The sequence below is a fragment of the Bradyrhizobium sp. HKCCYLRH3097 genome (assembly GCF_051167875.1).
In the GTDB taxonomy this organism is placed as follows: domain Bacteria; phylum Pseudomonadota; class Alphaproteobacteria; order Rhizobiales; family Xanthobacteraceae; genus Bradyrhizobium.
In genome coordinates, this window is record NZ_JBNPTX010000004.1 from 162,490 (window position 1) to 182,171 (window position 19,682).

Consider the following 19,682-nt stretch of genomic DNA (forward strand, 5'->3'; position numbering starts at 1 on the left):
AAATGTCAGGACAAAGCGATGGCTGAATGTCCGGCGGCGGGCGCCGGCGTCACAGTTCCGGCTTCTGCCGCACCACGACCTTGGTGCCGACCGGGACGCGGTCGAACAGGTCGGCGACATCGGCATTCACCAGCCGGAAGCAGCCGGAGGAAATCTTGCTGCCGATCGTCCAGGGCTGGTTGGTGCCGTGGATGCGGTACACGGTGGTGCCCAGATACATCGCGCGCGCGCCCAAGGGATTGCCGGGGCCGCCGGCCATGAAGCGCGGCAGATAGGGCTGGCGCTGGATCATCTCCGGCGGCGGCGTCCAATCCGGCCACTCGGCCTTCTTGGTGATCGACAGCAGCCCCTGCCACTGGAAGCCGTCACGGCCGACGCCGATGCCGTAGCGGATGGCACGTCCGCCCGGCTGCACCAGATAGAGGTGGCGTTCGGCGGTGGACACGATGATGGTGCCCGGCGGCTCGGTGGTGCGGAAATAGACCACCTGCTTGCGCCATTCGGGATCGAGCTCGTAGCCGTCATCGGCGACGAGACCGGGCTGATCGCCGGGGTCCTCGGACTGGGCAAAACTATGCGATGTGGACAGCGCCAGCGCGATGATGGCGCTGGCCGCACAAAGCAGGCGACGGAAACTCGGCATTCAAAGCTCTCCTCAACGGACCCCTGCGAAGCTTGCCCGATCAAATCCACCCGTCAAATTTCAGGAGCATATTCGCAGCAAAGTCAAGGTGAGCGCAGGGCGCACCCGTTGTCATCCGAGCTTCATCCAGAGCCGCAGCAGGAAGGCCACCGCGCCGACGGTCGCCACGCCGGCGAGCCAGAGCGCAACGAACCAGGCGAGGCGCTTCGCGAGGGACGCGGGCTCGGGAGCGCGCATCAGTGATAGCCGCTGTCGTGCCCGACCTTGCCGCGAAACACCCAATAGGCCCAGCCGGTGTAGCCGAGGATCAGCGGCACCAGCACCAGCACGCCGGGCAGCATGATCAGTTGGCTGCGTTCGGGTGCTGCCGCCTGCCAGATCGTGATGCTCTGCGGCACGACGTAGGGATACATGCTGATGCCGAGGCCCGCGTAGGAGAGGAAGAACAGCGCGAGCGCGAGAAAGAACGGCCAGCTATCGTGCCTCTGGGCGAGGTTCTTCATCATCAGCACGGTGACGCCGACGACGGCGAGCGGCACCGGCGCGGTGAGAATGATCGCCGGCCACCTGAACCAGCGGTCCGAATATTGGATCGTGAGCAGCGGCGTCCACAGACTGACGGCGGCAATGGCGAGCAGCATCGCGAACAGCAGGACCCAGCTGATGCGATAGGCCTTGTCGCGCAGGTCCCCCTCTGTCTTCAGGATCAGCCAGGTTGCGCCGAGCAGCGCGTAGCCGACCACGAGCGAGACGCCGGTGAGGAGGCTGAACGGCGTCAGCCAGTCCCACCAGCCGCCAGCATAGTGCCGGCCCTCGACATGCACGCCCTGCAGGATGGCGCCGAGCGCGATGCCCTGCGCGAGCGCCGCGACCCATGACCCGCCGGCAAAGGCGATGTCCCACAGATTGCGTGTGGCGCGGGTGCGCCAGCGGAATTCGAAGGCGACGCCGCGGAAGATCAGGCCGACCAGCATCGCGATCAGCGGCGCATACAGCGCCGGCATCAGGATGGAATAAGCGAGCGGGAACGCGGCCATCAGGCCACCGCCGCCGAGCACCAGCCAGGTCTCGTTGCCGTCCCACACCGGCGCCACGGTGTTGGTGATGACGTCGCGGTCCTGCTTGCCTGGAAACAGCGGGAAGAGGATGCCGAGGCCGAGATCGAAGCCGTCCATCACGACGTAGATGAACACGGCGAGCGCGATGATGAAGGCCCAGAGGGTGGCGAGATCGATGGCGACGCTCATGATCCGACGGCTCCCTGCACGACGCCGGCGGCCGGCGTGATGCCGGCGGTGCGGACCGGCTGCTCGCTGCTCGGGCCCGGCTCGCCGGGATGCGGCGGCTCGGCCATCAGGCGCAGGATGTACAGCACGCCGGCAGCGAAGATGATGAAATACACGATGATGAAGGCGAGCAGCGAGGCACCCACGGCCGGGGCCGCGAGCGGCGAAACGGAATCGGTGGTGCGCAGCAGCCCGTATACGGTGAACGGCTGCCGGCCGGTCTCGGTGGTGATCCAGCCGGCCATGACGGCCATGAATCCCGCAGGTCCCATCGCAATCGCGAAGCGGTGCAGGCCGCGATTGATGTACAGCCGCCCGCGCCAGCGCTCCCACAGGCTGAACAGGCCGAGCGCCAGCATCAGCAGGCCCAGGCCGACCATGATGCGGAACGACCAGAAGGTGATCGGCACCGGCGGCCAGTCCTGCCGCGGCACGGTGTCGAGCCCGGCCATCGGCGCGTCGATCTGGTGCTTGAGGATCAGCGAGCCGAACTTGGGGATCCCGAGTGCCCATTTCAGTTCGCCCTTGGCCTGGTCGGGCCAGCCGAACAGGTATAGCGGCGCGCCGTCCTTGTGGCTCTGGAAATGGCCTTCCATGGCCATGATCTTCACCGGCTGGTGTTCGAGCGTGTTGAGGCCGTGCTGATCGCCGACCAGGATCTGCAGCGGCGTCACCAGCGCCGCCATCCACATCGCCATCGAGAACATCACGCGCGGGCCCGGCAGATGCGGATTGCGCAGCAGATGCCAGGCGCCGACCGCGCCGACCACGAGCGAGGTGGTGAGATAGGCCGCCAGCACCATGTGCACGAGGCGGTAGGGGAAGGACGGATTGAAGATGACTGCGAGCCAGTCGACCGAGACGAACTGGCCGTCGGCGTTGACGGCATAGCCCGCCGGCGTCTGCATCCAGGAATTGGCCGAGAGAATCCAGAATGCCGAGATCAGCGTGCCCACGGCGACCATCAGGGTGGCCAGGAAATGCAGCTTCGGGCCGACGCGCTTCAGGCCGAACAGCATGACGCCGAGAAAGCCGGCCTCGAGGAAGAACGCCGTCAGCACTTCATAGGCCATCAGCGGGCCGATCACCGGTCCGACCTTGTCGGAATAGACCGACCAGTTGGTGCCGAACTGGTAGGACATCACGATGCCGGAGACGACGCCCATGGCGAAGGTAATGGCGAAGATCTTGAGCCAGTAATTGAAGACGTTGAGATAGACGTCGCGGCCGGTCCACAGCCACAGCGCCTCGAGCACGGCGAGGTAGGACGCGAGCCCGATCGAGAAGGCGGGGAAGATGATGTGGAAGGTGACCGTGAAGGCGAACTGCGCGCGCGCCAGCTCAACCGCATCCAAACCGAACATCAGCACCGTCCGTCATTGCCGTGGGGCTTGTAGCACCGCCCCATGACGGAAGATTGCACCGGCAACGCGCGATATCAAATGGTCAAATCGCCCTATTGGCGGGGTGAGCGGTCCCAAACGACGAAGACCCGGCGGGGGCATCCGCCGGGTCTTCGGAGCAACCTTGGAAGGTGGAGGTATCCTTGAATTTGCTCGCTCCAAACCGAGATCAGCTGGGGGACTGAGGCTCGGCTGATGGATAACGTTCTAGCGGCGGAAATTTTCCAGGTGATTTCGCCGATTGTTTCAATTGTTTCGTTCGGCGATTTTGATGCGTCGTCGTCTTTGGAACCCGCCGGGACCGCAGCCCCGGCGAGAATGAAGCTTGGTCAGGCGGCGAGGCTGTGGACGCCGGCACAGCGCAGGAGCTCGGCCAGGTGCTTACGGGCATAGAACATGCGCGTCTTCACCGTGCTCTGCGGAATGCCGATGATCTGCCCGACCTCCTCCACCGACTTCTCATGGTAGTAGATCAGGGTGATGATCTCGCGATGCGCCGGCGACAGCTTGGCGACGCAGGCGCGCAGGATGGCGCTGGTGGTGGAGCGCTCGAGCGAGGTCTCCGGGGTGTCGGAGTCGTCGGCGATCTCGCGCACCTCGTCCTGGTCGATGTCCTCGAAGCGGCGCTGGCGCAGCGCGGTCAGCGCCTTGAAGCGGGCGATCGACAGCAGCCAGGTCGAGACCTGCGAGCGGCCCTCGAACTGCTTGGCGGTGCGCCACACGTCCAGGAACACCTGGCTGACGAGGTCCTCGGCGATCGTGGTGTCGCGGACGATGCGCAGGATGAAGCGATAGACCCGCACATTGTGACGCGCATAAAGCGTGTGCATCGCGGTGCGATCGCCATCGGCAATGCTCTCCAGGAGCATGTCGTCCGTGGTCGCCTGGGCGGCGATGATGCCCTGGCTGGCTGCGGAATTGATGGCAACGACGTTCTGCATGGCACTCTCCCGTTCCGCCGCCCCCTTGCGGCGTTTCGACGGGATGGATTGTTAAGGAGTGCCCGTTTCGGGACGTCTGCACGAAAACAGGAAAATGGTTTCGTGCGCCTGCGGAAATGTTTCGTCGCGCCGCACATCGCGAAACAGTCGTGGCGGAATTGTGCCCAATTCCAAGATGCGGAACTGGATGTGGATGCAGAGACCGCTTCCGCCGCCGCCGGCCGGCCGTCCTCAGGCCTTCTCGCCCGCCGGCGAGAACAGGTAGCCGCCGCCGCGGATGGTACGGATCACCGCCGGCTTGGTCGGATCCGGCTCGATCTTGCGGCGGATCCGCATGATTCGCAGGTCCACGGCGCGATCGAACGCCTCCGCATCGCGGGCATTGGCGAGCTCCAGCAGCCGCTCGCGCGACAGCACCCGCTTCGGGTTGGCGGCGAACACTTTGAGCAGGCCGAACTCGGACGCCGTCAGCGGGTGCTCGTTGCCCTCGTCATCGCGCAGCGCCTGGGCATCGAGATCCAGCCATTTGGTGCCGAACCGCACCAATTGCGGGTCCTTGGCCTGGGCCGGAGCGGTCTCCGTGACGGCCGCCGCAGCCTTGGCCGGTCCGCTGCGGCGCAGCACGGAGCGGATCCTGGCCATCAATTCGCGCAATTCGCACGGCTTGGCGACGTAATCGTCGGCGCCAAGCTCAAGCCCGACGACGCGGTCGATCGGGCTGGCGGTGGCCGTCAGCATGATCACCGGGATGTTGGTGCGGCCCTTGAGATCGCGAATGATCGACAGGCCGTCTTCTTCGGGCATGTTGAGGTCGAGCACGACGAGATCTGCGGGGCCGGTCTCGATGGCGCTGCGCAGGCTCTTGCCGCCGTCGCACAGCGTCACGCTGAAGCCGTGCATCTTGAGGTAATCACCCACCATTTCGCGGGCAGGGGCCTCGTCGTCGACGATGATGATGTGCTGGCTCTGACTCATGACAACTCGGCCGCCGGCAGTGTGATGGTGAAGGTCGATCCGGATCCCGGCCCTTCGCTCCTGGCCGTCACCTCGCCACCATGCATGTCGACGATGCGTTTGACAATCGACAGGCCGAGCCCGGTCGAGCTCTCGCCCGCGGTCGGTTTGGCCGACAGCCGCTGGAACCGCCCGAACAGGCGGCCGAGATCCTCCGGCGACAGCCCGGCGCCCTGGTCGGTGACGGCGATGATGGTGTTGTCGCCGTCATCGGCGGCGTTCACGGTGATCCTGCCACCGATCGGGCTGTACTTGATCGCGTTGCTCAAGAGATTGTCGATCGCCTCGCGGATCCGGTCGATGTCGCACATGGTCGACAGCAGCGTCGGCGCCGAGACCTCGATGACCTGCTGCTTGTTGAGGGCGAGCGGCTGGTTGGCCTCGACCACCTCGTGGATCAGGGCCGTGATGTCGACCGGCTCGCGGCGGATGGTGATGTCGAAGGCGTCGGCCATCGCATCCGAGATCAGATGGTCGACCATCGAGGTCAGCCGCTTGGCGGCATCGCGGATATGTCCGACCTGGCTGGTGATGCCCTCTGCGGAGGCGCCGGTCGCGATCAACTCGGTCAGCATTTCCGTGCGGCCGAGGATGACGCCCAGCGGATTCTTCAGGTCATGGGCAACGGTGCCGAGAATCTCGTTCTTGAAACCGTTGGCGCGCTGCAGCCGCAGCCATTGCGCCGACAGCCGCCGGTTGGCCTGCATCAGCGCGCGGGTGCGCTGGGCGACGCGGTCCTCGAGCTGGGTGTTGGCCTCATGCAGCTGCTGATACAGGATCACGTTGTCGAAGGCGATCGACAGCCGGCTGGAGAAGATCTCGACCAGCGAACGGTCGGTCTCGGACAGCGGCCGCTCCGCCTGCAGCAGCACCACGACTTCGCGCCCCGAGCCGGTGCGGACATAGAGCACGGTGCGGTGGTCTGCGAATTCGTTGCTGCGCTGCCTGAAGGCGGCCTCGACCATGTCGCGCAGATCCGGATCGAGCGAGCGCGAGGTGACGGCGCCGGAGAAGCGGCTGTAGCAGCCCGAGCCGGCCAGCACCGAAAAATCGTCGGTCTGGCTGCCGTCGTCGCGCAGCACCAGGATCCCCGCGCAATCCACGTTCAGCAGCGACGCGATCTGGGTCAGCACGCCCTCGGCCAGCCGCTGCATCGACTTGAAATCATACAGCGTCGAGGCGGCGTCGATGATGATCTCGAGGCCGCGCCGGGTCTGCACCATGCGCTCGAGCTGCTGGTAGCTGCGCAGCGCCGCCGTCAGCGAGGTGAACAGCTTGTCGGCGGTGAGCTCGGTCTTGGCCTTGTAATCGTTGATGTCGTACTGGACGATGACGCGCCGCTCCGGCGCCTGGCCCGGCTGCCCGGTCCGCAGGATGATGCGGACGGTCTCGTTCTTGATCTCGTTGCGGATGTATTCGACGAGCTCGAGCCCGGCGACGTCGGTCTCCATGATGACGTCGAGCAGCACGGCCGCGATGTCGGTGTGCTCCCGCATCAGCGCGCGGCCTTCGGCCGCCGAATAGGCGGACAGGATTTCGAGCCCCTGGCCGTTCAGGCTGTAATCCGACAGCGCAAAGCGGGTGCCCTCGTGCACGGCATGGTCGTCGTCGATGACGGCGATCTTCCATTTCCGGGCCGAACCGTCGTCCTCGTCGAAACCGGTATCCTCGATCAGTTGGAGGACATCGTCCTGTTCGGCCATTGCGTCGTTCCGTCACCCATTGCTGTCTCGGCGCCGCCCTTGGCGACCCGCGGCATGATAATCCGAAAGGTGGTGCCTTGTCCCTCGCGGGATTCCAGCATCATGCGGCCACCGAGCTGCTGCGTCACCAGATTGTAGACGATATGCAGCCCGAGCCCCGTTCCCCCTTCGTTGCGGCGTGTCGTGAAGAACGGATCGAAGGCCTGGCGCTGCACGTCGGGGGGCATGCCGGCCCCGTTATCGGCGAAAATGATCTCGATGTCATCCGTGCCGCGCGGCCGCGCCGTGATCGAGATGGTGCCCGCGCGGCCGTCGGCAAAGGCGTGGTTGACGGCGTTGAGGAACAGGTTGGTGAGAATCTGACCGTAGAACCCGGGATAGCCGTCGATGAAAAGCCCCTCGGGGACATCGACCGCCAGCGTGATCGGCGCGCGCTTGAGCACCGGCTTGAGGCTGGTGATGATCTGATCGGTCGCCTCGCTCAGGACGAAGGCCCGTCGCTCCGCATGGGAGCGGTCGACCGCGACCTGCTTGAACGACTGGATCAACTCGCCGGCGCGCTGCAGGTTGGCAACCAGTTGCTCGGACGCATCGCGCGACGAACGCACGAACTCCTCCAGTTGCGACCGGCGCAGGCCGCCTTCGGGCGACCGCAGCGCGGCCTCGAACATCTCGACGCGGCGTGCGAAGCTGGAGGCCACCGTCAGGCTGATGCCGATCGGGTTGTTCACCTCGTGGGCGACGCCGGCGACCAGCCCGCCCAGCGCCGCCAGCCGCTCGGCATCGATGAGATTCCGTTGCGCGGCATTGAGCTCGAGCAGCGCGCTCTCGGCCTTTTCCTTCGCGGTGCGCAACTCGTCCTCGGTCTTGCGCTTGGCGATCGCGTTCTCGCGGAAGGTCTCGACGGCGCGGGCCATCGCGCCGACCTCGTCGCGCGCCTCGGTGCCCTGGACCTCGCGGTCGTAGTCGCCCAGCATGATTGCGCGCATCGAGGCCATGATCTGCTGCAGCGGCAGCCGGATCGACAAGGCGATCAGCACGCCCGCGGACAGGATGACTCCCAGGAAGATCACCGCGATCGAGAGGACGCGGCGGGAGATGTCCTTCAACGTCCGATCGAACGTCGCCTGCGCCTTCTGCTCGTGCTGGCGCATCTTCACCGACAGGCCGTCGATGGCGCCGATGGTTTCGGCCTGGCTCGCATCGATGGTGTTGCGCAGCAGTTCGGTGCGGTTGGTGAGCTGATCGGTGAGCTTGGAGAATCCCGCGCGCAGCGCCGCGGTCCGGGCCGACAGCCGCTGCAGCGCCAGCCGCTGCAGATCATTGTCCGCAAGGCTCGACATCACCGGAATGGTCTTCTCGATCGTCTCCGTGTTGCGGCGCGCGTCCTCGGCGGAGGCGGGCGCGAGCGACAGGTAGTAGGAGTTGGCCGCGACCAGCATGGCGGTGAAGGCCTCGCGCGACTTGCCGAGCGAGGGCCAGATCTGCGCGTCGCGATGGCCGGTCGCGCCTTCGATCACCGAATAGAGCCCGGCGATGTCGCGGGCGGGGCCGAGAACCTCTTCCTCATAGGTCTTGGAGATCGTCCCCTGCAGACTGCGCAGCTCGCCGAAGCCGTCCAGGAAACGCACGGTGACGCGCTCCAGCTCCTCGACCGACCCCGACAGCATCGGGTCGGTCGAGGCGCGCGTCGTGAGCGTCCCGAGCACGGCCTCGCGCAGCAGCAGGATCTCGGCGAACAGCTCCGGGCTCGGCTGATTGATGTAGCGATGAATGAGGTTCTGTAGCCGGCTCGTCTCGCTTTCGAGCAGGGCCAGCACCTTGTCGGATTCCCGGACCTGGCGAACGTCGTCCCAGGCCGTGCCCAGCACCGTCGCGCCGTTCCAGATCAGCGCCGCCAGCACGATCACGACAGCCGAGTTGAGCGCGGCGATCGAGAGGATGCGCCAGCGGATCGGAACCGCCCGCAGCGCGCGAACGATCCGTGCCCGCCCCAGGACCGCCAGACCGAGCGGCCGCGCGACGGATTTCCGCTGCTCGGATCGCGCCACGATCGCTACCTCGGGCCCGTCGTGCGGAGCCTGCCTGCGTCCGCTCTGCCGCGCGCAGCCGGGCCTGTATGCTGCGGCGCAGCCAGTCGCGCCGCCGAGCATGATGGGCGTGAAAGGGGCGAGCGGTACCGCGCGCCCGCCTCAGCGCGCATCAGCACCGGCGTGACGTCCACTCTCGAGATCGACGAAAGATGGGCGCGGTACACAGGCAACACTTTTCCCCCTGATGATGAGGTCGGCCCGGACATGAAAAGGTTCAATGCACTCCCGAACAGGTGCTATAAGGCCATTCTGACGTCAAAGCGATACGCGTCAATGGTTTGCTGATAGTTTGTTGCAGCCTTGGGTTGCTGGACCTGATTTTTCGGTCCGATTGCGATCTCAGCCCGGGCCTATTCATTCATCGGATTGGAGTTGCCTCCTGGTGACGGTCCTTCTGCGTTCTGTTTCGTTTGCAATCCTGCTCTGGACGGTTGTTGGCGCAAGCACGGCCAAGGCCGCGACCGAGATCGTGTGGTGGCATGCGATGTCGGGCGAGCTCGGCAGGCAGGTCGACAGGCTGGCGGCCGACTTCAATGCGTCGCAGTCCGACTACCGCATCGTGCCGAGCTACAAGGGCAGCTATACGGAGACCGTGACGGCGGCCATCTTCGCGTTCCGCTCGCGCAGCCAGCCGGCGATCGTGCAGGTCAATGAGATCGCGACCGCGACGATGACGGCGGCCAAGGGCGCGATCTATCCCGTTTACGAGTTGATGCGCGACGAGCAGGAGAGCTTTTCGCCGTCGGCCTATCTGCCCGCGATCGCCGGCACCTATGCCGACGCCGACGGCAACATGCTGTCGTTTCCGTTCAACGCCTCCACGCCCATCCTCTACTACAACAAGGATCAGTTTCGCGCGGCCGGGCTCGATCCGGGCGTGGCGCCGAAGACCTGGTCCGAGCTCGGCAAGGCTGCCCGGCGGCTGCGCGACAACGGTGTCGCCTGCGGCTTCACGACGTCGTGGCCGGCCTGGATCAACGTGGAGAATTTCTCGGCCTTCCACAATCTGCCGATCGCCACGCGGGCCAACGGCTTTGCCGGACTGGACGCCGTGCTGACGTTCAACAATCCGCAGGTCACGCGGCACATCGCCCAGCTCGCGGAATGGCAGAAGAGCAAGGTCTTCGACTATGGCGGCCGCGGTCAGGCTGCCGAGCCGCGTTTCCAGAAGGGCGAGTGCGGCATCTTCATCGGCTCCTCGGCAACGCGCGCCGACATCAAGGCGAATTCGAAGTTCGAGGTCGGCTACGGCATGATGCCGTACTGGCCTGACGTTGCGGCCGCGCCGCAGAATTCGATCATCGGCGGCGCGACGTTGTGGGTGCTCCGCGACCGTCCCGCGGCCGAGTACAAGGGCGTGGCCAAGTTCTTCGCCTATCTGTCGCGGCCCGATGTTCAGGCCGCTTGGCACCAGAATACGGGCTATTTGCCGATCACCCAGGCGGCCTTCGATCTGACGCGCGCGCAGGGCTTCTACGACCGCAATCCAGGCGCCGCGATCTCGATCGAGCAGGTGACGCTCAACCCACCCACGGAGAATTCGCGCGGACTGCGGCTCGGCTCGTTCGTGCTGATCCGTGATGCCATCGAGGACGAGATGGAGCAGGCCTTCAGCGGCCGCAAACCGGCGCAGGCGGCGCTCGATGCCGCCGTCGACCGCGGCAATCGTCTGCTGCGCCAGTTCGAGCGCGCGAGCCCGGATCGCTGAAAATGACGTTGCCACCGGTCGCCGATGGCGCGCAGCTCCGGCGCCTCCGTGCCGACGTGACGCGCTGGCTGCCGGCTGCACGCGATATTGCGCGCGGCCATGGCTACGACGACGCGCGGCTGGTGCCGTTCGCGGCGGGCACCAATCTGGTCCTCGCGCTGAACGACGGACTGATCCTGAAGGTCTTCCCGCCGTTTCATCGCGGCAAGTTTCAGTCCGAGCGGGCGGCCTTGCGCGTGCTCGCCGGTGGCGTCGGCGACGTCCGTACCCCCGACCTGCGACACGAGGGGGAGCGCGACGGCTGGTGCTATCTGATCATGACCAGGCTCGGCGGCATGCCTGCTTCGGATGTGTGGCGGCAACTCCCGGAGTGGGACAAGCAGCTCTTGCTCAGGCAGGTCGGTCGTCTGATCGCCGCCGTGCAGCGGGTCCCGCCTGGCGAGCTGCTGGCGCTCGGTCCGCGCTGGTCGGATTTCTTGCGGATGCAGATGGCCGGATGTCATGCACGCCATCAGCGGCTCGGCTTGCCGCCGACGCTTCTCGCCGGGCTGGACGATCTCCTGCGCGAGGCCGCAGCACTGCTGCCGCAGGATCCGCCGCCGGTCATCCTGACCGGTGAATACATTCCGGAGAACTTACTCGTCACGCGCAGCGGTGATGGCTGGCAGCTGAGCGGGCTGTTCGACTTCGGCGACGTCATGACCGGTTTTGGCGAGTATGATCTGCTCGGGCCGAGCGCCTTCATGGCAGCGGGTCATCCCGGGCGCGTGCGTGCCTTGTTCGACGGCTACGGATTTGCGCTGGAGGACATCGACCGGCAGCTGAAGCGACGGCTGCTGGTCCTGCTGTTGCTGCACCAGTACAGCGATCCGCTCCGACACATCTGCATTCCGGATTGGCCGGCCAAGGTCCGCGACTTCGACGAGCTGCAGGCGCTGATCTGGCCGGAGTGATCCCAACCGGGGCGGCGGTCCAACAGGCGTTGCGTAAATCTGTCGCAGGCTAGCTGAGGTGATTATAAACTCAGCAAATATGCAGCTTTGTATGCAATTGGGGGCGCTGAGCTGTGCCGCTCGGTGAAGGCCCCTCGATATTTCAATAGCTTAGCTTTCAGCCGGGCTTGGCACAAAGCTTGCGATCGCTGTTCCCGACAGTCGTTATCCTCGGGAGCATTTGATGAAGCGTCGCGATTTTCTGAAATCCGTGTCCGGTCTGGCTGCGGGGGCCGCGCTGCCAATGGCGCCGGCCATCATGTCTTCCGCCAAGGCCGACGCGCGGTCCGAGACGCTGCTGATCGTGTCCGAAGGCGGTCCCAACAACCTCGACATCCACGGCGTCGGCACCAACGTGCCGGGCTACGAGGTGTCCTGGAACTGCTATGACCGCCTGATCAGCCACGAGATGAAGAGCGGCCCGGGCGGGGTGCCGTACTACGACCGCGACAAGTTCAAGCCCGAACTCGCCGAGGACATGACCATCGGCGACATGTCCGCCACCTTCAAGCTGCGCAAGAACGCCAAATTCCACGACGGCACGCCGGTCACGGCCAAGGACGTGAAGTGGTCGCTCGATCGCGCCGTCAGCGTCGGGGGCTTCCCGACCTTCCAGATGAGCGCCGGCTCGCTGACCAAGACCGAGCAGTTCGTCATCGTCGATGACCACACCGTGCGCGTCGACTTTCTGAAGAAGGACCGGCTGACGATCCCCGATCTCGCCGTCATCGTACCCTGCGTGGTCAACTCGGAGCTCGTGAAGAAGAACGCGACCGACAAAGACCCGTGGGGGCTCGAATATACCAAGCAGCAGACCGCTGGTTCCGGCGCCTACAAGGTGACGAAGTGGACCGCCGGTACCGAAGTGATCATGGAGCGCAACGACGACTGGGTGTGCGGTCCGCTGCCGAAGATCAAGCGTGTGATCTGGCGCATGGTGCCGCAGGCCGGCAACCGGCGCGCGCTGCTCGAGCGCGGGGATGCCGACATCTCCTATGAGCTGCCGAACAAGGACTTCCAGGAGATGAAGTCGAACGGCAAGCATACCGTGATCTCGCTGCCGATCTCGAACGGCATCCAGTATATCGGCATGAACGTGACCAAGCCGCCGTTCGACAATCCCAAGGTCCGGCAGGCGCTCGCCTATGCAATGCCCTATCAGAAGATCATCGATGCCGTGATGTTCGGCCTTGCCAATCCGATGTTCGGCGCGCCGGCGGATAAGGCGACCGAGGTGGCGTGGCCGCAGCCGACCAAGTACTTCACCGACATGGAGAAGGCAAAAGCGCTGCTGGCGGAAGCCGGCTACCCCAACGGCTTCGAAACCACGATCTCCTTCGACCTCAATTTCGCACAGGTCAACGAGCCCTTGTGCGTGTTGGTGCAGGAGAGCCTCGCCCAGCTCGGCATCAAGACCACCATCAACAAGGTGCCCGGCGCCAATTGGCGCACCGAGCTGAACAAGAAGGAGATGCCGCTCTTCACCAACATCTTCTCGGGCTGGCTCGATTACCCCGAATACTTCTTCTACTGGTGCTATCACGGCAACAATTCCGTGTTCAACACGATGAGCTACAAGTCGCCGGTGATGGACAAGTTCATCGACGGCGCGCGTGACGCCGCCGCGGCCGGGGACAAGGCGACGTACGATGCCGACGTGAAGGGCTTCGTCGATCTCGCCTTCGCCGAGGTGCCACGCATTCCGCTGTATCAGCCGTTCGTCAACGTCGCGATGCAGAAGAACATCTCCGGCTATCAGTACTGGTTCCACCGTAGGCTCGACTATCGGGCTCTGGTGAAGGGGTGAGACAGTGATGGGGGGATGTAATATGGGCCGAGCTCTCTCATTCCCTCCCCCCTTGTGGGGGAGGGGCAGGGAGGGGGGTAGCCACACCCACTGCCGTCTGGGTCCACCCCCCTCCCCAGCCCTCCCCCACAAGGGGGGAGGGAGCCGAGTGCGCCGCGCGGACAGGTCTGGGCCAATTCGGGCAGGGGGCTGCTCATGCTGAGCCTCATCGCCAAGCGCCTCGCGTTCGCGATCCCGTCGCTGATCGGCGTCGTGATCGTCACCTTCCTGCTCACGCGCGCCTTGCCCGGCGATCCCGCGGCGTATTTTGCCGGCCCCGCCGCCACCAAGGAGGCGGTGGAGCAGATCCGCAAGAAGCTCGGCTTCGACAAGCCGCTGGTCGAGCAGTTCTTCCGCTACACCGTCGATCTCGCCCATGGCGATCTCGGCAGTTCGCTGACCACAGGCCAGCCGGTCGCCAGCGAGATTCGCAACCGACTGCCGGCCTCGGCCGAGCTGACCTTGCTCGGTCTGTTGGTATCCGTCGCGATCGCGCTGCCGCTCGGTGTGCTCGCGGCGACGCGGCCGGGGTCGTGGATCGACCATACCTGCCGTATCGTCACGACCGCGGGCGTCTCGCTGCCGGTGTTCTTCACCGGGCTGGTGCTGGTGTATGTGTTCTACTTCCGGCTCGGCTGGTCACCGGCGCCGCTTGGCCGGCTCGACGTGTTTTATAGCGCGCCGGACCCCGTGACCGGCTTCTACCTCATCGATACGCTGATCGCGCGTGACGGCGAGGCGTTCCGCTCCGCGCTGAGCCAGTTGATCCTGCCCGCCGCGACGTTGGCGATCTTCTCGCTGGCTCCGATCGCGCGCATGACGCGGGCCTCGATGCTGTCGGTGCTGTCGTCGGAATTCGTCCGCACGGCGCGCGCCTCGGGCCTGTCGCCCGCGACGGTCACCGTGACCTATGCGTTCCGCAACGCCATGCTGCCGGTCATCACCACGCTGTCGATGGTGTTCTCCTTCCTGCTCGGCGCCAACGTGCTGGTGGAGAAGGTGTTCGCCTGGCCCGGCATCGGCTCCTATGCGGTCGAGGCGCTGATCGCCTCCGACTTCGCGCCGGTGCAGGGCTTCGTGCTGACGATGGCCGTGATGTACGTCGTCCTCAACCTCGTCATCGACATTCTCTATGGCGTCATCGATCCCCGCGTGAGGCTGGAAGGATGAGCACTGTCGCGCCGACCGTCGAGCCTGCCGCCGTTCCCTCGCGGACGACGGGACTGACAGCCCTGATCGGCCACACGCGCTATGTCCTGGCCGAGAACAAGGTGACGGGCTTCGCCTTCGGCCTCCTGGTCGTGATCCTGTTTGCAGCCATCTTCGGCCCGTGGATCGTGCCCTATGATCCGCTGGCCAGCGACACCGCGTCCGCGCTGAAGCCGCCGTCGGCGGCGCATTGGTTCGGCACCGATCAGCTCGGCCGCGACATCTTCAGCCGCGTTGTGGTCGCGACCCGGCTCGACGCCTTCATCGCGATCGCCTCGGTCGCGCTCGTGTTCTTCCTGGGCGGTCTCGCCGGCGTCGCCGCCGGCTTCTTCGGCGGCTGGACCGACCGCATCGTCGGCCGCATTGCCGACACGATCATGGCGTTCCCGCTGTTCGTACTGGCGATGGGCATCGTCGCCGCGCTCGGCAACACCGTGCAGAACATCATCATCGCCACCGCGATCGTGAATTTCCCGCTCTATGCGCGCGTGGCACGCGCCGAGGCCAATGTCCGCCGCAACGCCGGCTTCGTGCAGGCGGCACGGCTGTCGGGCAACAGCGAGCTGCGCATCCTGCTCGGCCACATCCTGCCGAACATCATGCCGATCATGATCGTGCAGATGTCGCTGACCATGGGCTACGCCATCCTCAATGCCGCAGGCCTGTCGTTCATCGGCCTCGGCGTGCGGCCGCCGACGGCGGAATGGGGCATCATGGTTGCCGAGGGCGCCTCGTTCATGGTGTCGGGCGAATGGTGGATCGCGCTGTTCCCGGGTCTCGCGCTGATGATCGCGGTGTTCTGCTTCAACCTGCTCGGCGACGGCCTGCGCGACATCGTCGACCCGCAGCGCAGGACGTAAGGCGATGAGCGCACCACAAAACGACTCCGTCATTGCCGGGCTTGACCCGGCAATCCATCCCTTCAAGAACACCTTCGTCAGTGTGATGGACGCGCGGGCCTTCGCCGCGCCGAAGGGGCTTCGGCCCCGCAGGCGGGTCAAGCCCGCGCATGACGGTCGTAACAAGCGGAGCCACGGATGACCGCCCAGCCGCTGCTCGACGTTCGCGATCTCACGGTCGAATTCTCCACCCGCCGCGGTATCGTCAAGGCGGTGCAGCATGTCGACATCTCCGTCGCCAAGGGCGAGACGCTCGCGATCGTCGGCGAATCCGGCTCGGGCAAGTCGGTGACGTCCTATGCGGTGATGCGCATCCTCGACCGCGCCGGGCGCATCGCCGAGGGATCGGTGATGTTCTCCGGCGTGGACGTCAGGGCGGCCGAGGAAAGCGCGATGCGCGATCTGCGCGGCCGCGAGATCTCGATGATCTTCCAGAACCCGCGCGCCGCGCTCAACCCGATCCGCAAAGTCGGCCAGCAGATCGAGGATGTGCTGAAGCAGCACGTCCAGGCGGCCGCGACCGATCGCGCCGAGAAGGCGATCGCCGCGCTCGAGCAGGTCAAGATCGCGCGTCCGCGCGAGCGCTACCACGCCTATCCGTTCGAATTGTCCGGCGGCATGTGCCAGCGCGTCGTCATCGCGCTGGCGCTGGCCTGCAACCCGCAGCTCCTGATCGCCGACGAGCCGACCACCGGTCTCGACGTCACCACGCAGAAGGCGGTGATGGACCTCGTCGTCGAGCTGACGAAGAGCCGGGGCATGTCGACCATCCTGATCACGCATGATCTGGGTCTCGCCGCTGCCTATTGCGATCGCGTCGTGGTGATGGAGAAGGGCCGGGTGGTCGAGACCGCCAGCGCCGCCGACATCTTCGCCAACCCGCAGCATCCCTATACACGCAAGCTGATGCGCGCGACGCCGCGCCTCGGCGTGTCCTTGCGCGATCTGCTGCCGGAGGAGGATGTGGCAGCCCCACCACACACAGCCTCCGTCATGGCCGGGCTTGACCCGGCCATCCATCCATCTTCGCAAGAGTCGCTCCAGGTGATGGACCCCCGGGTCAAGCCCGGGGGTGACGAGCGGAGTGCGGAGGGCGAGCGGAGTGCGAGCAGCGCCAAGCCGCTTCTCCTCGTCGACAAGCTGGTCAAGGAATATCCGCGCCAGGGCGCCTCGGCGACATTGTCGAAACTGTTCGGACGGAGGCCGGCGGTCGAGCCGGAGATGTTCCGCGCCGTCGACGGCATCAGCTTCACGGTCGGTCATGGCGAGAGCGTTGGCCTGGTCGGCGAATCCGGCTGCGGCAAGTCGACGACGTCGATGATGGTGATGCGGCTGCTCGACCAGACTTCGGGGCGCATCAGCTTCGATGGCGAGGAGATCGGCAACATCCTGCCGCAGGCCTTTGCCCGGCTTCCGCTGCGCAGCCGGATCCAGATGGTGTTCCAGGATCCGACCGACAGCCTCAATCCGCGCTTCACCGCGGCGCGTGCCATCGCCGACCCGATCCTGCAGCTCGGCGACATCAAGGGCCGCGACGCGCTTCGTGCCCGCTGCGAGGAGCTCGCCACCATGGTCGGCCTGCCGCTCAATCTGCTCGATCGCTTTCCGCACCAATTGTCGGGCGGCCAGAAGGCGCGCGTCGGTATCGCGCGCGCCATCGCACTGCACCCGAAGCTCGTCATCCTCGACGAGCCCACGGCGGCGCTCGACGTCTCCGTGCAGGCGGTCGTGCTCAATCTGCTGCAGGACCTCAAGCGGCAGTTAGGTATGAGCTATCTGTTTGTCTCCCATGATTTGAATGTCGTGCGGCTGTTGTGCGATCGTGTGATCGTGATGCGGTCGGGTCGAATCGTCGAGGAAGGCACCTCCGAACGTGTGCTAGGTCATCCGCAGGATGACTATACGCGGGAGTTGCTGACGGCGATTCCGCACCCGCCATTGCCGGCGCATTGAGCGTGAAAGCTTGAGGAGAAAAGCTGATGGCGGAGCCATTGGACGATTACATCGACGCGGTCGGGCGTGCATTGGCTCTGCCGATCGAGGACGCGTGGCGCCCGGCCATCCGCGCCAATCTCGAGGTCTCGCTGAAGATGGCGAAGCTGGTCGACGAATTCTCCCTGCCTGATGAAGCCGAGCCTGCCAGTGTCTTCACCGCTTAGTTCTCCCGAGATGACCGCGAGCGCCGTCGCCGCCGCGGTCGCCACCGGCAAGCTCTCGGCCGTCGACGCCACTGACGCCGCGCTGGCGCGGATTGTGGCCCGCGATGGCGTGCTCAACTCGTTCACGGATGTGACCGCCGAGCGGGCGCGTGCGAAGGCGCGTGCGGTGGATGCCGACATCGCTGCGGGCAAGCCCATCGGCCCGCTCGCCGGCGTGCCGTTCGCGGTGAAGAACCTGTTCGACGTCGCGGGGCTGCCGACCCGCGCCGGCTCCAAGATCAACCGTGATCGAGCGCCCGCGACGCGCGACGCGACGCTGATCGAGCGCATGGAGGCGGCCGGCGCCGTCCTCGTCGGTGCGCTCAACATGGGCGAATACGCCTACGACTTCACCGGCGAAAACGTGCACGACGGCCCGTCGCGCAATCCGCATGATCCGACGCGGATGAGCGGCGGCTCGTCGGGCGGCTCGGGCAGCGCCGTCGGCGGCGGCCTGGTGCCGATCGCGCTGGGCTCCGACACCAACGGCTCGATCCGTGTGCCGTCGTCGTTCTGCGGCATCTTCGGCCTCAAGCCGACCTATGGCCGGCTGTCGCGGGCGCGCTCGTTTCCGTTCGTCATGAGCCTGGATCATCTCGGTCCGTTCGCACGCTCGGTCGAGGATCTCGCGCTTGCCTACGACGTGATGCAGGGGCCCGATGCCGACGATGCCGCGTGCACCACGCGTGCGCCGGAGCCGGTCTCAGCTTCGCTGTCGCAAGGGCTCGATGGCCTGCGCATCGCCATTGCCGGCGGCCACTTTCAGAAGTACCTGTTTCCGGAGGCCGCCGAGGCGGTCAGCCGCGTGGCGACCGCGCTCAAGGCGACCGACGTCGTCGCGGTGCCCGAAGCCGCGCGTGCTCGCGCCGCGGCCTATGTCATCAGCACGACCGAAGGCGCCTCGCTGCATCTCGACCGCTTGCGCAAGCAGCCGCAGGATTTCGATCCGGCGGTGCGCGATCGGCTGATTGCGGGTGCGATGATTCCGGCACCGATGGTCGACCGCGCGCAGAAGTTTCGCCGCTGGTACCGCGCCCGGGTGCTGGAGCTGTTCAAGTCCGTCGACGTGCTGATCGCGCCCGCAACGCCCTGCGTTGCACCCAAGCTCGGGCAGGCGACCTTCGTGCTCGACGGCGTCGAGCTGCCGGTGCGTGCCAATATCGGCATTCATACCCAGCCGATCTCGTTCATTGGGCTTCCCGTCGTCGCCGTTCCGATTCCGCTCGCGCCGATGCCCATCGGCGTGCAGATCATCGCGGCGCCCTGGTGCGAACATGTCGCATTGCGTGTGGCCCACGCCTTGCAACAGCTTGGCGTCGCCGCTGCGTCGGCCCCGCGAGGAGTTCTGGAGAATGGAAGTCGATCTGCCTGACGTCGTCGCGGAAGTCACCGCGCACTTCCAGCGCTACGAACAGGCGCTGGTCGGCAACGACGTTGCCGTGCTCGACGAGCTGTTCAAGCAGGACTCCCGTACGCTGCGCTACGGCATCGGCGAGAACCTCTATGGCTACGGCGAGATCGCTGCATTTCGCGCCGCGCGCTCGCCGGCTGGACTGATGCGGCGGACCGCGCGCACCGTGATCACCACTTACGGCCGTGACGCCGCGGTTGCCTCGACGCTGTTCTATCGCGACACCGCGCCCGGCAAGGTCGGACGCCAGATGCAGACCTGGGTCCGGTTTCCGGAAGGCTGGAGAATCGTCGCTGCCCATGTCAGCATCATCGATGAAGCAAAGGGCGGCTGAGG

General features: G+C 65.7%; 18 protein-coding genes. 10 read left to right on the forward strand and 8 right to left on the reverse strand.

The window, feature by feature from the left end; all coding sequences use genetic code 11:
* Positions 1 to 49: 49 nt before the first annotated feature.
* The 8 genes from ACQR0U_RS12260 to ACQR0U_RS12295 form a co-directional block, all read right to left on the reverse strand.
* A complete protein-coding gene (locus ACQR0U_RS12260) occupies positions 50 to 643 on the reverse strand; it encodes a L,D-transpeptidase (RefSeq protein ID WP_315717095.1) in 594 nt (197 codons plus the stop codon).
* Between the two features lie 111 nt (positions 644 to 754).
* Positions 755 to 880 (reverse strand): DUF2474 family protein, encoded by a 126-nt coding sequence (locus ACQR0U_RS12265; RefSeq protein ID WP_315717096.1) that lies wholly within the window; start codon positions 878 to 880, stop codon positions 755 to 757.
* Positions 880 to 1,890, reverse strand: coding sequence for a cytochrome d ubiquinol oxidase subunit II (gene cydB / locus ACQR0U_RS12270; protein WP_315751177.1), 1,011 nt, complete (start codon positions 1,888 to 1,890; stop codon positions 880 to 882). Before cydB ends, ACQR0U_RS12265 begins: the two co-directional genes overlap by 1 nt.
* Positions 1,887 to 3,293, reverse strand: a complete 1,407-nt coding sequence (locus tag ACQR0U_RS12275) for a cytochrome ubiquinol oxidase subunit I (protein ID WP_434843316.1) — start codon at positions 3,291 to 3,293, stop codon at positions 1,887 to 1,889. Before ACQR0U_RS12275 ends, cydB begins: the two co-directional genes overlap by 4 nt.
* Positions 3,294 to 3,661: 368 nt before the next feature.
* Entirely contained in the window at positions 3,662 to 4,273 is a 612-nt protein-coding gene (locus ACQR0U_RS12280; protein ID WP_315751179.1) for a sigma-70 family RNA polymerase sigma factor, read from the reverse strand.
* A 231-nt stretch (positions 4,274 to 4,504) separates the two neighbouring features.
* The gene (locus tag ACQR0U_RS12285) at positions 4,505 to 5,248 is read right to left on the reverse strand and encodes a response regulator (protein WP_315717100.1); all 744 of its coding nucleotides are present in this window, start codon (positions 5,246 to 5,248) and stop codon (positions 4,505 to 4,507) included.
* Positions 5,245 to 6,990, reverse strand: a complete 1,746-nt coding sequence (locus ACQR0U_RS12290; protein WP_315751180.1) for an ATP-binding response regulator — start codon at positions 6,988 to 6,990, stop codon at positions 5,245 to 5,247. Before ACQR0U_RS12290 ends, ACQR0U_RS12285 begins: the two co-directional genes overlap by 4 nt.
* Positions 6,960 to 8,945: a sensor histidine kinase gene (locus ACQR0U_RS12295; protein ID WP_410051870.1), complete on the reverse strand. Its 1,986-nt coding sequence runs from the start codon at positions 8,943 to 8,945 to the stop codon at positions 6,960 to 6,962. Before ACQR0U_RS12295 ends, ACQR0U_RS12290 begins: the two co-directional genes overlap by 31 nt.
* Before the next feature lie 520 nt (positions 8,946 to 9,465).
* Between ACQR0U_RS12295 and ugpB the strand changes: the two genes are divergently transcribed.
* From ugpB to hpxZ, 10 genes are all read left to right on the forward strand, one after another.
* Positions 9,466 to 10,791: a sn-glycerol-3-phosphate ABC transporter substrate-binding protein UgpB gene (gene ugpB / locus ACQR0U_RS12300; RefSeq protein ID WP_315717102.1), complete on the forward strand. Its 1,326-nt coding sequence runs from the start codon at positions 9,466 to 9,468 to the stop codon at positions 10,789 to 10,791.
* Positions 10,792 to 10,793: 2 nt separating this feature from the next.
* Complete coding sequence (locus ACQR0U_RS12305) at positions 10,794 to 11,744, forward strand: phosphotransferase family protein (protein WP_316187880.1); 951 nt, start codon at positions 10,794 to 10,796, stop codon at positions 11,742 to 11,744.
* A 223-nt stretch (positions 11,745 to 11,967) separates the two neighbouring features.
* Positions 11,968 to 13,590: an ABC transporter substrate-binding protein gene (locus tag ACQR0U_RS12310; RefSeq protein WP_434847326.1), complete on the forward strand. Its 1,623-nt coding sequence runs from the start codon at positions 11,968 to 11,970 to the stop codon at positions 13,588 to 13,590.
* 195 nt (positions 13,591 to 13,785) lie between these two features.
* Positions 13,786 to 14,799, forward strand: coding sequence for an ABC transporter permease (locus ACQR0U_RS12315; protein ID WP_315773716.1), 1,014 nt, complete (start codon positions 13,786 to 13,788; stop codon positions 14,797 to 14,799).
* Positions 14,796 to 15,698 (forward strand): ABC transporter permease, encoded by a 903-nt coding sequence (locus ACQR0U_RS12320; protein WP_434863018.1) that lies wholly within the window; start codon positions 14,796 to 14,798, stop codon positions 15,696 to 15,698. Before ACQR0U_RS12315 ends, ACQR0U_RS12320 begins: the two co-directional genes overlap by 4 nt.
* Positions 15,699 to 15,702: 4 nt before the next feature.
* Positions 15,703 to 15,879 (forward strand): hypothetical protein, encoded by a 177-nt coding sequence (locus ACQR0U_RS12325; RefSeq protein WP_315751188.1) that lies wholly within the window; start codon positions 15,703 to 15,705, stop codon positions 15,877 to 15,879.
* The gene (locus ACQR0U_RS12330; RefSeq protein ID WP_434863019.1) at positions 15,876 to 17,690 is read left to right on the forward strand and encodes a dipeptide ABC transporter ATP-binding protein; all 1,815 of its coding nucleotides are present in this window, start codon (positions 15,876 to 15,878) and stop codon (positions 17,688 to 17,690) included. Before ACQR0U_RS12325 ends, ACQR0U_RS12330 begins: the two co-directional genes overlap by 4 nt.
* Positions 17,691 to 17,716: 26 nt before the next feature.
* Positions 17,717 to 17,896, forward strand: a complete 180-nt coding sequence (locus ACQR0U_RS12335) for a DUF4089 domain-containing protein (protein WP_315717108.1) — start codon at positions 17,717 to 17,719, stop codon at positions 17,894 to 17,896.
* Between the two features lie 10 nt (positions 17,897 to 17,906).
* Positions 17,907 to 19,307 (forward strand): AtzE family amidohydrolase, encoded by a 1,401-nt coding sequence (locus tag ACQR0U_RS12340; RefSeq protein ID WP_434872163.1) that lies wholly within the window; start codon positions 17,907 to 17,909, stop codon positions 19,305 to 19,307.
* Positions 19,288 to 19,680, forward strand: a complete 393-nt coding sequence (gene hpxZ, locus ACQR0U_RS12345) for an oxalurate catabolism protein HpxZ (protein WP_315827944.1) — start codon at positions 19,288 to 19,290, stop codon at positions 19,678 to 19,680. The genes ACQR0U_RS12340 and hpxZ overlap by 20 nt, the downstream gene beginning before the upstream one ends.
* Positions 19,681 to 19,682 lie beyond the last annotated feature (2 nt).

What these genes read in the sequence shown, in the direction of transcription:
- ACQR0U_RS12305 (WP_316187880.1), top strand. Translation starts at nt 10,794, where the DNA reads ATGACGTTGCCACCGGTCGCCGATGGCGCGCAGCTCCGGCGCCTCCGT.
- cydB (WP_315751177.1), bottom strand. Translation starts at nt 1,890, where the DNA reads ATGAGCGTCGCCATCGATCTCGCCACCCTCTGGGCCTTCATCATCGCG.
- hpxZ (WP_315827944.1), top strand. Translation starts at nt 19,288, where the DNA reads ATGGAAGTCGATCTGCCTGACGTCGTCGCGGAAGTCACCGCGCACTTC.
- ACQR0U_RS12260 (WP_315717095.1), bottom strand. Translation starts at nt 643, where the DNA reads ATGCCGAGTTTCCGTCGCCTGCTTTGTGCGGCCAGCGCCATCATCGCG.
- ACQR0U_RS12265 (WP_315717096.1), bottom strand. Translation starts at nt 880, where the DNA reads ATGCGCGCTCCCGAGCCCGCGTCCCTCGCGAAGCGCCTCGCCTGGTTC.
- ACQR0U_RS12280 (WP_315751179.1), bottom strand. Translation starts at nt 4,273, where the DNA reads ATGCAGAACGTCGTTGCCATCAATTCCGCAGCCAGCCAGGGCATCATC.
- ACQR0U_RS12310 (WP_434847326.1), top strand. Translation starts at nt 11,968, where the DNA reads ATGAAGCGTCGCGATTTTCTGAAATCCGTGTCCGGTCTGGCTGCGGGG.
- ACQR0U_RS12335 (WP_315717108.1), top strand. Translation starts at nt 17,717, where the DNA reads ATGGCGGAGCCATTGGACGATTACATCGACGCGGTCGGGCGTGCATTG.
- ACQR0U_RS12325 (WP_315751188.1), top strand. Translation starts at nt 15,703, where the DNA reads ATGAGCGCACCACAAAACGACTCCGTCATTGCCGGGCTTGACCCGGCA.
- ACQR0U_RS12340 (WP_434872163.1), top strand. Translation starts at nt 17,907, where the DNA reads ATGACCGCGAGCGCCGTCGCCGCCGCGGTCGCCACCGGCAAGCTCTCG.
- ACQR0U_RS12290 (WP_315751180.1), bottom strand. Translation starts at nt 6,990, where the DNA reads ATGGCCGAACAGGACGATGTCCTCCAACTGATCGAGGATACCGGTTTC.
- ACQR0U_RS12275 (WP_434843316.1), bottom strand. Translation starts at nt 3,293, where the DNA reads ATGTTCGGTTTGGATGCGGTTGAGCTGGCGCGCGCGCAGTTCGCCTTC.
- ACQR0U_RS12285 (WP_315717100.1), bottom strand. Translation starts at nt 5,248, where the DNA reads ATGAGTCAGAGCCAGCACATCATCATCGTCGACGACGAGGCCCCTGCC.
- ACQR0U_RS12315 (WP_315773716.1), top strand. Translation starts at nt 13,786, where the DNA reads ATGCTGAGCCTCATCGCCAAGCGCCTCGCGTTCGCGATCCCGTCGCTG.
- ACQR0U_RS12320 (WP_434863018.1), top strand. Translation starts at nt 14,796, where the DNA reads ATGAGCACTGTCGCGCCGACCGTCGAGCCTGCCGCCGTTCCCTCGCGG.
- ACQR0U_RS12330 (WP_434863019.1), top strand. Translation starts at nt 15,876, where the DNA reads ATGACCGCCCAGCCGCTGCTCGACGTTCGCGATCTCACGGTCGAATTC.